Annotated in this window: 10 protein-coding genes; 6 read left to right on the top strand and 4 right to left on the bottom strand. The window is 61.7% G+C overall.

Translation table 11 applies throughout. From position 1 onward, the window contains the following. Positions 1-41: 41 nt before the first annotated feature. Positions 42-959 (bottom strand): ADP-ribosylglycohydrolase family protein, encoded by a 918-nt coding sequence (locus tag ABTV87_RS20100; protein WP_085608198.1) that lies wholly within the window; start codon positions 957-959, stop codon positions 42-44. A gap of 196 nt (positions 960-1155) precedes the next feature. Here ABTV87_RS20100 and ABTV87_RS20095 point away from each other — a divergent pair, with 196 nt between their 5' ends. Together ABTV87_RS20095 and ABTV87_RS20090 are read left to right on the top strand one after the other, a co-directional pair. After that, complete coding sequence (locus tag ABTV87_RS20095) at positions 1156-1644, top strand: SRPBCC family protein (protein ID WP_007953087.1); 489 nt, start codon at positions 1156-1158, stop codon at positions 1642-1644. Then, complete coding sequence (locus tag ABTV87_RS20090; protein WP_085608375.1) at positions 1637-2452, top strand: aminoglycoside phosphotransferase family protein; 816 nt, start codon at positions 1637-1639, stop codon at positions 2450-2452. Before ABTV87_RS20095 ends, ABTV87_RS20090 begins: the two co-directional genes overlap by 8 nt. Before the next feature lie 289 nt (positions 2453-2741). Here the strand turns inward: ABTV87_RS20090 and acnA are convergent, their stop codons facing one another. Beyond that, positions 2742-5483, bottom strand: coding sequence for an aconitate hydratase AcnA (acnA, locus tag ABTV87_RS20085; protein ID WP_433898246.1), 2742 nt, complete (start codon positions 5481-5483; stop codon positions 2742-2744). 222 nt (positions 5484-5705) lie between these two features. On the opposite strand from acnA, the gene rlmM reads away from it, so the two are divergent. Next, positions 5706-6779, top strand: coding sequence for a 23S rRNA (cytidine(2498)-2'-O)-methyltransferase RlmM (gene rlmM, locus ABTV87_RS20080; RefSeq protein WP_102688096.1), 1074 nt, complete (start codon positions 5706-5708; stop codon positions 6777-6779). A gap of 65 nt (positions 6780-6844) precedes the next feature. Beyond that, the gene (gene tusA / locus ABTV87_RS20075; protein WP_007953079.1) at positions 6845-7096 is read left to right on the top strand and encodes a sulfurtransferase TusA; all 252 of its coding nucleotides are present in this window, start codon (positions 6845-6847) and stop codon (positions 7094-7096) included. Between the two features lie 50 nt (positions 7097-7146). Here tusA and ABTV87_RS20070 read toward each other — a convergent pair whose 3' ends face one another. Next, positions 7147-8556, bottom strand: a complete 1410-nt coding sequence (locus tag ABTV87_RS20070; RefSeq protein ID WP_433898245.1) for an MATE family efflux transporter — start codon at positions 8554-8556, stop codon at positions 7147-7149. 179 nt (positions 8557-8735) lie between these two features. Between ABTV87_RS20070 and pdxB the strand changes: the two genes are divergently transcribed. Next, the gene (pdxB, locus tag ABTV87_RS20065; RefSeq protein WP_258712117.1) at positions 8736-9878 is read left to right on the top strand and encodes a 4-phosphoerythronate dehydrogenase PdxB; all 1143 of its coding nucleotides are present in this window, start codon (positions 8736-8738) and stop codon (positions 9876-9878) included. 57 nt (positions 9879-9935) lie between these two features. On the opposite strand, the gene ABTV87_RS20060 is transcribed toward pdxB, so the two are convergent. After that, entirely contained in the window at positions 9936-10115 is a 180-nt protein-coding gene (locus tag ABTV87_RS20060; protein ID WP_085608203.1) for a PA1571 family protein, read from the bottom strand. A 259-nt stretch (positions 10116-10374) separates the two neighbouring features. Here ABTV87_RS20060 and ABTV87_RS20055 point away from each other — a divergent pair, with 259 nt between their 5' ends. Next, complete coding sequence (locus tag ABTV87_RS20055; protein ID WP_433898244.1) at positions 10375-12168, top strand: ABC transporter transmembrane domain-containing protein; 1794 nt, start codon at positions 10375-10377, stop codon at positions 12166-12168. The last annotated feature ends 9 nt before the right edge of the window (positions 12169-12177 follow it).

The raw sequence follows: 12177 nt of genomic DNA, 5'->3' as shown, positions 1-12177 counted from the left end.
TGAATGAACGTGCCGGGCAGTTTAGCGACTTCGTAGCGCCATCAGGGTTTGTGCTGTCTCGATGCGTTGAGCAAGCGTTCGGCGGTCGCGGCAATTTCCTCTCCGTCATGCAGTTTTTCCAGCCATCCGAACGGGATTCCCTGCACGCCGTAATGGGCGCCGGCCAACTGGCCGACGATGGCAGCCGTGGTGTCCGCGTCATCGCCCAGATTCGCCGCTTGAAGGACGGCCGCGGCAAAACTGTCGGTGTGCTGGAAGCACCATAACGCCGCTTCCAGGGATTCGACGCAGTAACCACTGCCGCGAATGTCGCGCTCGGTCTTGTGCAGGTACTCGCCCCGGGCAATTGCCGCCACCTTGGGCTGGCTGAAGGCTGTTGGCGGCAGGGTGCGCAGTTCCGATTTCGATGCACCTTCCAGGGCCTTGCAGAGCAGTTCGGCAAATAACCGGCAGCATTCGATGGCCTCGGGGGCCGCGTGCGTGGTGCGAGAACTGTCGGCGGCGAATCGCCTGATTTGCCGGGCATCGGGGAAATAAAACAGAACCACGGGCACCAGTCGCATCAACGAGCCATTGCCGGCACTGTGCGGGTCAGTAGAGCCGGCAAACGGCTCTCCGGTGTGTTGGTAGCGATCCAGCGCCTGACTCACGGTCATGCCGACATCGAAACATTCGCCGGTCGAACTCAGATAACCCCATTGCCACCAGTTCAGGTAGCGGCCCATCTGGTCAGCGGCATCGAAGCCGTTTTTGTTCAGCAGACTTTCCGCCAGGCACAACGCCATCGAGGTGTCGTCGGTCCATTGACCGGGCTTCAGGCGAAACGGCCCGCCACCAACCATGTCGGTCAGAGGCTGGAAGCTGCCGCGCGGCTGGAATTCGACGGTGGTTCCCACGGCATCGCCGCAGGCCAGGCCGAGCAGGGCGCCACGGTAACGTTCGGGGAGAGAGAGCTGCATGATGACGTCCTTGTGTCGTTCAGTTCGCTGCGAACGTTATCAGTTTCGCCGCGCTGATCCGTGCGCATTCTGACGAACCGGCGCCCTGAAATACTGCCGGATATTTCAATCAGAGCCGACCGTTGCACTGGATTGATACAACTTCGGATTGGACATGTGGTCATACAAGCCTACTGTTCAAAACAGGAGGTGACGTATGAAACCAGTACCCAACAGCTTTGAACGTAAAATCATGCTCAGGTCGCCGCGCTCCCATGTCTGGCGCGCCCTGGTCGATGCCGAGGCGTTCGGCCAGTGGTTCGGCGTTGCGCTGGAGGGCCGGCGGTTTATCGCGGGTGAATGGACGCAGGGGCAGGTGACGTACCCCGGTTATGAACATGTGCTCTGGAACGTGCTGGTGGAACGGGTCGAGCCGCAGCAGCTGTTCTCCTTCCGCTGGCACCCGTACGCGGTGAACCCGAAAATCGACTATTCCCAGGAACCGACCACCCTGGTCAAATTCGAACTGCAGGACTACGAGAACGGCACGCTGCTGAAAGTCTCCGAGTCAGGTTTTGCGCACATTCCCGACGTGCGCCAGAAGGAGGCGTACTACATGGACAGTCGGGGCTGGGAAGAACAGTTGAGTCGACTTGAGCACTTCCTCACGGAGAGCGACCGGGCCCGCGAGCGTGAAGGTGGCTGATCTCGACCTGTTCACGCCGTGGCTGGAACGCTGGGCGCTGGCGCCGGACGGCAAGCCGATCATCACCCCGGGCAGCCGCCTGTTGCCGGTGCGTCAGTGCGATGCACCGGCGATGCTGAAAGTCGCGGTGGACGACGAAGAAAAGTACGGCAACCTGCTGATGACCTGGTGGGACGGCGACGGTGCCGCCCGGGTGCTCGCGCATCACGAAGAAGGCTTGTTGCTGGAGCGGGCGATGGGCCAGCGTTCGCTGATGCACATGGCGCTCAACGGTGAAGACGACGAAGCCACACGGATCATGTGCCGAGCGCTGGCGCGCCTGCACGCACCGCGACCGACGCCGCCACCGCCGTTGGTGGAACTGGCGCCGTGGTTTGCTTCATTACGAGTGGCCGCAGCCCGATACGGCGGCCAATACGCCGAATGCCTGCAAACCGCCCAGGCCTTGCTCGCCGAACCGCAGGACGAGGTGGTGCTGCACGGCGACATGCACCACGACAATGTCCTCGATTTTGGCTCACGGGGCTGGCTGGCCATCGACCCCAAGCGGGTGGGGGGCGAGCGCGGTTACGACTATGCCAACCTGATCTGCAACCCGGAATTGCCAACGGCCAACGACCCTGAGCGCTTTCGGCGACAAGTCGACGTGATCTGCGAAGCAGCGGGAATCGAGCGAAAGCGTCTGCTGCAATGGGTGCTGGCGTTCGCCGGACTGTCTGCCGCATGGTTTCTGGAAGATGACGAGCAAACTGCGGCAAAGGGACAGCTGAAAGTTGCGCAACTGGCGGCTTCTGCGCTCGAAGCCTGACACGTCTAAGGGTTTTCGGAAGGCCCGCTATGGCGAATGTCTTACACGCGATGGTAGCTATTTCGACTATTGCCGATTGGATCCACAGCGTAATCTAGCCCCATCAACTGAAGCACAGGGAGTGTTTCAGGATCACGGATGATCGACCATTAGCAAGGATCGCTGCCGACAGGGAGTCGATAATGGTCTTGGGAAAAACCCGCTTCGGCGGGTTTTTTTTCGTCCGCAGAAAAGTGCCGTGCCCAAACAGAAACACCGCCGATTGGCGGTGTTTCTGCATCTGCAGGTTTTACGAAGCGATCAACTGGCGCAACACGTAATGCAGGATCCCGCCGGACTTGAAGTACTCGACCTCGTTCAAAGTGTCGATGCGGCACAGCACTTCGATTTTCTCCTGGTGCCCGTTTTCACGGGTGATGACCAGCGTCAGGTTCATCCGTGGCGTCAGCTCGACACCGCTCAGCCCCTGAATATCCAGGGTTTCCTTGCCGGTGAGGTTCAGGCTCTTGCGGTTCTGATCCAGCTTGAACTGCAACGGCAACACGCCCATGCCCACCAGGTTGGAGCGGTGGATCCGCTCGAAGCTTTCGGCGATCACCGCTTTCACCCCCAGCAGGTTGGTGCCCTTGGCGGCCCAGTCTCGGCTGGAACCGGTGCCGTATTCTTGGCCGGCAATCACCACCAGGGGCGTGCCCGAGGCTTGATAACGCATGGCCGCGTCGTAGATCGCCAGTTTCTCGCCGGTCGGAATGTAGATCGTGTTGCCACCTTCTTCGCCGCCGAGCATTTCATTGCGGATACGGATGTTGGCGAAAGTGCCGCGCATCATTACTTCGTGGTTGCCCCGGCGCGAGCCGTAGGAGTTGAAGTCCCGTGGCTCGACGCCTTGCTCGCGCAGGTAACGCCCGGCCGGGCTGTCGGCCTTGATATTGCCGGCGGGGGAGATATGGTCGGTGGTCACCGAGTCGCCCAATAGCGCCAGCACTCGCGCACCTTTCACATCGGCGATCACCGGCAAAGGCCCAGAAATGTCGTCGAAGAACGGCGGGTGCTGGATGTAGGTCGAATCCGCCTGCCAGACGTAGGTCGCGGCTTGCGGCACTTCGATAGCTTGCCACTGTTCGTCACCGGCAAACACCTCGGCATATTCCTTGTGGAACATGGCGGTGTTGACCTGATTCACCGCATCGGCGATTTCCTTGCTGCTCGGCCAGATGTCACGCAGGTACACCGGATTGCCCTGCTGGTCATTGCCCAGCGGTTCGCTGCTGATGTCGGTGCGCACACTGCCGGCCAGGGCGTAAGCGACAACCAGCGGCGGCGAGGCCAGCCAGTTGGTTTTCACCAGCGGATGCACCCGGCCTTCAAAGTTGCGGTTGCCGGACAGCACCGAAGCCACGGTGAGGTCGGCTTTCTGGATGGCTTTTTCGATCGGTTCCGGCAGCGGGCCGGAGTTGCCGATGCAGGTGGTGCAACCATAACCGACCAGTGAAAAACCGAGCTGATCGAGGTACTGCGTCAACCCGGCAGCCTTGTAGTAATCGGTGACCACTTTCGAACCCGGAGCCAGCGAACTCTTCACCCACGGCTTGCGGGTCAGGCCCTTTTCCACGGCTTTTTTCGCCAGCAGGCCGGCGGCCATCATCACGCTGGGGTTGGAGGTGTTGGTGCAGGAGGTGATCGCGGCAATCACCACGGCACCGTTTTTCAGGCGATAGGTGTGGCCGTCGTACTCGTAGTCCGTTTCGCCGACCAGATCGGCATTGCCCACCGCGACACCGCCACCGCCTTCGCTTTCCAGACGTCCTTCTTCTTTGCTGGTAGGTTTGAATTGCAGGTCTAGGAAGTCACTGAAGGCCTGGCCGACATTCGGCAGGGAAACCCGGTCCTGTGGGCGTTTCGGCCCGGCGAGGCTGGCTTCGACGCTGCCCAAGTCCAGCGCCAGGCTGTCGGTGAACACCGGTTCCTGACCGGGCAGGCGCCATAGCCCTTGAGCCTTGGTGTAAGCCTCGACCAGTTTCACCACTTCAGGCGGACGGCCGGACAGGCGCAGGTAGTCTAGGGTCACGTCATCCACCGGGAAGAAGCCGCAGGTCGCGCCATATTCCGGGGCCATGTTGGCGATGGTTGCGCGGTCGGCCAGCGGCAGGTCGGCGAGACCGTCGCCATAGAACTCGACGAATTTGCCGACCACGCCTTTCTTGCGCAGCATCTGGGTCACGGTCAGCACCAGGTCGGTGGCGGTGATGCCTTCCTTGAGCTTGCCGGTGAGTTTGAAACCGATCACTTCCGGAATCAGCATCGACACCGGTTGCCCGAGCATCGCCGCTTCCGCCTCGATCCCACCGACGCCCCAGCCGAGTACGCCGAGGCCGTTGATCATGGTGGTGTGGGAGTCAGTGCCGACCAGCGTGTCGGGGAAGGCATAAGTGCGGCCGTCTTCGTCCTTGGTCCACACGGTGCGGCCGAGGTATTCAAGGTTGACCTGATGGCAGATCCCGGTGCCCGGCGGCACCACGCTGAAATTGTCGAAGGCGCTCTGGCCCCAGCGCAGGAAGGCGTAGCGTTCGCCGTTGCGCTGCATTTCGATGTCGACGTTCTGTTCGAAGGCGCTGGCGCTGGCGAATTTGTCGACCATCACCGAGTGGTCGATCACCAGATCCACCGGCGACAACGGGTTGATTCGTTGCGGATCACCGCCGGCCTTGGCCATGGCAGCGCGCATCGCGGCCAGATCGACCACCGCGGGGACGCCGGTAAAGTCCTGCATCAGCACGCGGGCAGGGCGGTACTGGATTTCGCGGTCGGAGCGGCGCTCCTTGAGCCACGCGGCAAGCGCCTTGAGGTCGGCGCCGGTGACGGTTTTTTCATCTTCCCAGCGCAGCAGGTTTTCCAGCAGGACTTTCAGCGACATCGGCAGCTTGTCGAGATCGCCCAAGGTCTTGGCGGCATCCGGCAGGCTGAAATAGTGGTAAGTCTTGTCGTCGACTTTCAGAGTTTTAAGGGTGTTCAGGCTATCAAGGGACGGCATTACGATCACTCCTTTGAGTCCGCACGGCTACGGACTGAGGGGACGGGCAGAGCTATCAACGTAGCCCTGTTTTCAGTAGCTGGCTAATAACTGGACTCTATGGGCAAGTCCAAGGTTCCGACATGGGCTATCATGCGCCGGTTTTCGTGACAGGCTTTGCTTCAACGCAGGGTCTGGGCATCGCGCAGGGGATGAATGATCGCCCTCTGCCCAGGAGTAAGAATGAACACCCTATTCATGCATTGCCGGCCAGGCTTCGAAGGCGAAGTCTGCTCGGAGATTTCCGACCTCGCCGCTCAACTGAACGTGGCCGGCTACGCCAAGGCCAAACCGGCCACCGCTTGCGCCGAGTTTGTCTGCACCGAAGAAGACGGTGCCGAGCGCCTGATGCGCGGCCAGCGTTTCGCCGAGCTGATCTTCCCGCGCCAGTGGGCGCGCGGGTTTTTCATCGATCTGCCGGAAACCGACCGCATCAGCGTGATCCTTGCGCACATGGCTGAGTTCCCGGTCTGTGGCAGCCTGTGGCTGGAAGTCGTCGACACCAACGACGGCAAGGAGCTGTCGAATTTCTGCAAGAAGTTCGAAGGCCCGCTGCGCAAGGCGCTGACCGGCGCCGGCAAACTGGTGGAGGACGCCAGCAAGCCGCGTCTGTTGCTGACCTTCAAGAGCGGCCGTGAGGTGTTTCTCGGTCTGGCCGATGCCGGTAACTCGGCGATGTGGCCGATGGGCATTCCGCGCCTGAAGTTCCCGCGCGAGGCGCCGAGCCGTTCGACCCTGAAACTGGAAGAGGCCTGGCACCACTTCATCCCCCGCGATCAGTGGGAAGATCGCCTGCACAGCGACATGACCGGCGTCGACCTCGGCGCGGCGCCGGGCGGCTGGACCTGGCAACTGGTCAATCGCGGCATGCTGGTCACCGCCATCGACAACGGCCCGATGGCCGAAAGCCTGATGGACACCGGTCTGGTGCAGCACTTGATGGCCGACGGTTTTACCTTCAAACCGAAGCAACCGGTGGACTGGATGGTCTGCGACATCGTCGAGAAGCCGGCGCGCAATGCCGCGATGCTCGAAGAGTGGATCGGCGAGGGGCATTGCCGGGAAGCGGTGGTCAACCTGAAGCTGCCGATGAAGCAGCGTTACGCCGAAGTGAAGCGCTTGCTCGAACGTATCGCCGACGGTTTCAAGGCCCGTGGGATCAAGGTCGACATCGGCTGCAAGCAGCTGTACCACGACCGCGAGGAAGTGACCTGCCATTTGCGCCGCCATGACGTGAAGAAAACCAAAGCCCGCTGAGCGCGCGACAGGTGACCGAACACCCGGCATTGGGCGACAATGCCGGCCAGTTTCAGGAGTGAATCATGAGTGAAATGATTGATACGCCGGTCGACGGCACCCTCGATGCCACGGGCCTCAACTGCCCGGAGCCGGTGATGATGCTGCACCAGCACATCCGTGACCTGGTGCCCGGCGGCCTGCTCAAGGTGATCGCCACCGACCCGTCGACCCGCCGCGACATCCCCAAGTTCTGCGTGTTTCTCGACCATGAACTGGTGGGGCAGCACGAAGAGGCCGGGACCTATCTGTACTGGATCCGCAAGAAATCCGGGTGATCGGAAGGCAAAAAAAAGACCTGCATGTGCAGGTCTTTTTTTATGGCCGGTCAGCCCATCGAACGGCTGATGCGAATGCGTTTGCGTGCACTGCGCGTCAGGCGGATCGACAGCATCAGCGCCGCGCAGCTGAGGCCGACGATCAGGCCTTCCCACAAGCCGCTCGGGCCGCGTGGCTCGCCGAGCCAGTCGGTCAGGCCGAGGGCGTAACCCACCGGCAGGCCGATGCCCCAATAGGCGAACAGAGTCAGGATCATCGTCACGCGAGTGTCCTGATAACCGCGCAGGGCGCCGGCGGCGGTGACCTGGATCGCGTCGGAGAACTGGAACAGCGCCGAGTACACGATCAGCATCGCCGCGATGTGAATCACCATCGGATCCGACGTGTAGATCGCCGCAATGTGTTCGCGCATCAGCAGCATCATGCTCGCCGACAGGCAGGCGTAAGCCAGCGCAGTGCCCATGCCGACACCTGCGGCGAAACGTGCTTCACGGGGTTCTTCACGGCCCAAAGCCTGGCCGACGCGTACGGTCACGGCCATGCCCAGCGAGTACGGAATCATGAACACCAGCGAGCTGACGTTCAGCGCGATCTGGTGCCCGGCAACGACCGTGGCGCCGAGGCTGCCGATCAGCAGCGCGATCACCGCGAAGATGCTCGACTCGGCAAACACCGCGATGCCGATCGGCAGACCGATGGCCAGCAAACGCTTGATCACCGCCCATTGCGGCCAGTCGAAACGGCTGAACAGTTCGCTCGACTTGTAGGCCGGCGCCCAGCGCTCATAACTGGCCAGACCCAGCGCCATCACCCACATCACGATGGCCGTGGCCCACCCGCAGCCGACGCCGCCCATCGCAGGCACGCCAAAGTGGCCATAAATGAACACGTAGTTCAGCGGAATGTTCAGCGCCAGACCGCACAGGCCCAGCACCATCGCCGGGCGCGTGCGACCGAGGCCGTCACTGGTGCAGCGCAGCACATGGTAGAAGGCCACCGCCGGCAGACCGCTGGCGATGCCGTGCAGGTACTGCATGCACGGTCCGATCAGTTCCGGATCGACTTTCATCAGATGCAGGATCGGTTCGGCGCTGATCAGCATGGTGGTCGCCATCAGTCCGACTACCAGAGCCAGCCACAGGGCCTGACGGACGATCGGGCCGATTTCGCTGTGGGTGCCGGCGCCGAAGCGTTGGGCGACTTTCGGCGTGGTGGCCAGCAGGTTGCCGGTCATCAGCAGGAACACCGGCACCCAGATCGAGTTGCCCAGCGCCACGGCCGCCAGATCCTTGGGCCCGACGCGCCCGGCCATCACCGCATCGACGAAGCCCATGGCGGTGGTTGCCAGCTGCGCGATCATGATCGGCAGGGCCAGGCCGAGCAGATTCTTCAGCTCCAGGCGAACCCGGGCAGGGCGGTTGAGGGAAACGGCAGCAGGGCGGTCAGTCACGGAATTCACAGGCAAAGCGTCCACAGGGGTTGATGCGCAAGGCCGGGCATTCTACGCCGCTGACGTTATGGTCAGGAAAAATCCTCTGTTGCGGATTTGTAATCGCCGCGTCCCATCAAGAAATCACAGCCTGCTGGCTCATCGCAGTCCCAGCGCCTACACTGCCGATCCGCCCAAGGAGCCCCGCCATGCTGATTGTTGCCGACGAAAATATCCCGCTGCTCGATGCCTTTTTTGCCGGTTTCGGCGAGATCCGCCGGGTGCCGGGCCGTTCCATCGACCGGGCCACGGTCGAACAGGCCGACGTGTTGCTGGTGCGCTCGGTGACCAACGTCAACCGCGCACTGCTCGAAGGCAGCAAGGTGCGTTTTGTCGGCACCTGCACCATCGGCACCGATCATCTGGATCTCGATTACTTCAACGAGGCCGGCATCACCTGGTCCAGCGCGCCCGGCTGCAATGCCCGGGGCGTGGTCGATTACGTGCTCGGCAGCCTGATGACCCTGGCCGAAATCGAAGGCGTCGATCTGCGTGAACGTACTTACGGTGTGATCGGCGCCGGTGAAGTCGGCGGTCGCCTGATCAAGGTGCTCAAAGGCCTGGGCTGGAACGTGAAAGTCTGCGATCCGCCACGTCAGGCGGCCGAGGGCGGCGACTATGTCAGCCTGGAGCAGATCATCGCGCAGTGCGACGTGATCAGCCTGCACACCCCGCTGACCCGCAGCGGCGACGGCGCGACCTGGCACCTGTTCGACGAGCAGCGTTTGCAGCAGCTCAAGCCCGGCGCCTGGTTGATCAACGCGGCTCGTGGTCCGGTGTTGGATAACACCGCGTTGCGCGAAGTGCTGCTGGAGCGTGAAGACCTGCAAGCGGTGCTCGATGTCTGGGAAGCCGAACCGCAAGTCGATGTGGCGCTGGCCGAGCTCTGTGTGCTGGCGACGCCGCACATTGCCGGTTACAGCCTCGATGGCAAACAGCGCGGCACCGCGCAGATCTATCAGGCGTACTGCGAATTTATCGGTGAGCCCGCCAGCATTCAGCTCGGTGATCTGCTGCCGGCACCATGGTTGTCGGAAGTTTCCCTGCATGCCGACAGCGATCCGGCCTGGGCGCTGGCGATGTTGTGCCGTGGCGTGTACGACCCGCGCCGGGATGACGCGGATTTCCGTCGCACGCTGCTGGGCAGTGTCGGTGAGCAACGTGCCGCGTTTGATCTACTACGCAAACAGTATCCGTCGCGACGCGAGATCGAAGGCTTGAAGGTGCGGATCGAAGGCGATTCGCCGGCCCTGCGCCAGATCGTGACCGCGTTGGGCGCTTTGGCTGTATAAACCGCAGGCAGAAAAAACCCGGCCTCTATGGGCCGGGTCAGGAAGACGGTGGCGATATCACTTTTGTTCGGCAGGCTTGACCAATCGCTTCTCCAGTTCGCTGCAAGCTTCCTGGATCATGTCTTCAGTGATCTCGATTTCACGCCCGTTTTCGTCGATGATCGAGCAACCCAGAGGTTGGCCGGGCTTGGTGCGGATCACTTCAATCTTGTCTTCGCTGCTGTTTTGCAAGGACATGGCCTGTCTCCTCATCAGGTTGTGTGCCTAGATTAAAACCGTCAGGTGACCAGGCTGTGACAACTCCCTGCGGTCGGTCCGGAACGGCATCTCCACTCAAACAGAAATGACCGTCTGTCTCAACCCGGACCTTAGACCAATAGCATCTAGGGGGTAGTCTTGCCGGTCATATTTAACCTGACTCATTGTGATTTACAGAGTTCCTCCCCATTTGAGTCTGTAGGCTGGCCCTATCCATCAGCACACGACGTGAACCTGAATGATCCCGATGCTTTCCTCGCGCCACCGCCGGGCCCTGCGCCTGACCAGTCATTTCCTTGCTCCCTATCGCTGGCCGGCCTTCGGCGCACTGCTGGCGCTGATCGTCACGGCGGGCATCACCCTGTCGATGGGGCAGGGCATCAAGTTGCTGGTCGATCAAGGCTTCATGACCCAGTCGCCGCACCTGCTCAACCAATCCATCGGCCTGTTCATGCTGCTGGTGTTCGGCTTGGCGGTCGGCACCTTTGCGCGGTTTTATCTGGTGTCCTGGATCGGTGAACGCGTGGTGGCGGACATCCGTCGACAGGTGTTCAACCATCTGGTGTACCTGCATCCCGGGTTTTACGAGGACAACCGCAGCTCGGAAATCCAGTCGCGGCTGACCGCTGACACCACGTTGCTGCAATCGGTGATCGGCTCGTCGCTGTCGCTGTTCCTGCGTAATCTGCTGATGGTCATTGGCGGTGTGGTGCTGCTGTTCATCACCAACCCAAAGCTCACCAGCATCGTGGTGATCGCACTGCCGTTGGTGATTGCGCCGATCCTGATTTTCGGCCGCCGCGTGCGTAACCTCTCCCGGTTGAGTCAGGACCGGATCGCCGACATTGGCAGCTACGTCTCGGAGACTCTCGGCCAGATCAAGACCGTGCAGGCCTATAACCATCAGGTTCAGGACGAACAGCGTTTCGCCGGCACCGTCGAGCAGGCATTCGAGACTGCGCGCAAACGGATTTTTCAGCGGGCCTGGCTGATCACGCTGGTGATCGTGCTGGTGCTCGGCGCCGTCGCGGTGATGTTGTGGGTCGGCGGCATGGACGTGATTGCCGGGCGGATTTCTGCCGGTGAACTGGCGGCGTTCGTGTTCTACAGCCTGATCGTCGGCAGTGCCTTTGGCACATTGAGCGAAGTGATAGGTGAGTTGCAGCGGGCAGCCGGCGCCGCCGAGCGCATCGCTGAATTGCTGCGTTCGGAGAACATCATCCAGCCACCGACCACGGGATTGGTGACGCTGCCGGAGCGGGTCAAAGGCGAGCTGGAATTGCAGGATGTGCGTTTTTCCTACCCTTCGCGTCCCGAAAGCCTCGCCGTCGATGGCTTGAGTCTGACGATCAACGCCGGCGAAACCCTCGCGCTCGTCGGCCCGTCCGGCGCGGGCAAGTCCACGGTATATGACTTGTTGCTGCGTTTCTACGATCCCCGGGAAGGGCGGATCCTGATCGATGGCGTGCCGCTGACGAGCCTTGATCCGCTGGACTTGCGTCGCTGCTTCGCGCTGGTCTCGCAAACCCCGGCGCTGTTCTTCGGCAGTGTCGAAGAGAACATTCGCTACGGCTGCCCCGCCGCCACGCTGGAGCAGGTGCGGGAAGCGGCGAAAATCGCCCACGCCCATGATTTCATCGAACAGATGCCCGACGGTTACCAGACCCATCTGGGTGACGGCGGCCTCGGCCTGTCTGGTGGACAACGCCAGCGCCTGGCAATCGCCCGGGCGCTGCTGGTCGACGCGCCGATCCTGCTGCTCGACGAAGCCACCAGCGCCCTCGACGCCCAGAGCGAACACCTGATCCAGCAAGCGCTGCCGAGCCTGATGCAAAACCGCACCACACTGGTCATCGCCCACCGGTTGGCCACGGTGAAAAACGCCGACCGGATCGCGGTGATGGATCAAGGCAAACTGGTTGCGATCGGCACGCATCAGGAGTTGATTGCGAGTAATCCGTTGTATGCGCGGTTGGCGGCGTTGCAGTTCAGTGATGGTCATCAGGCTTCGACCGACCAAGTAACCGACTAAGTAACCGAC

The organism is Pseudomonas sp. PSE1(2024), assembly GCF_050990555.1.
Taxonomy (GTDB): Bacteria; Pseudomonadota; Gammaproteobacteria; order Pseudomonadales; family Pseudomonadaceae; genus Aquipseudomonas; species Aquipseudomonas aphyarum.
The sequence above is the reverse complement of the archived record's forward strand: the minus strand, read 5'-3'. Positions and strand labels throughout refer to the sequence as shown.

Excerpts from the sequence above, each read along its gene's own strand:
- ABTV87_RS20060 (WP_085608203.1), bottom strand. The coding sequence starts at position 10,115 with ATGTCCTTGCAAAACAGCAGCGAAGACAAGATTGAAGTGATCCGCACC.
- tusA (WP_007953079.1), top strand. The coding sequence starts at position 6,845 with ATGAGTGAAATGATTGATACGCCGGTCGACGGCACCCTCGATGCCACG.
- ABTV87_RS20055 (WP_433898244.1), top strand. The coding sequence starts at position 10,375 with ATGATCCCGATGCTTTCCTCGCGCCACCGCCGGGCCCTGCGCCTGACC.
- ABTV87_RS20100 (WP_085608198.1), bottom strand. The coding sequence starts at position 959 with ATGCAGCTCTCTCTCCCCGAACGTTACCGTGGCGCCCTGCTCGGCCTG.
- acnA (WP_433898246.1), bottom strand. The coding sequence starts at position 5,483 with ATGCCGTCCCTTGATAGCCTGAACACCCTTAAAACTCTGAAAGTCGAC.
- pdxB (WP_258712117.1), top strand. The coding sequence starts at position 8,736 with ATGCTGATTGTTGCCGACGAAAATATCCCGCTGCTCGATGCCTTTTTT.
- ABTV87_RS20095 (WP_007953087.1), top strand. The coding sequence starts at position 1,156 with ATGAAACCAGTACCCAACAGCTTTGAACGTAAAATCATGCTCAGGTCG.
- rlmM (WP_102688096.1), top strand. The coding sequence starts at position 5,706 with ATGAACACCCTATTCATGCATTGCCGGCCAGGCTTCGAAGGCGAAGTC.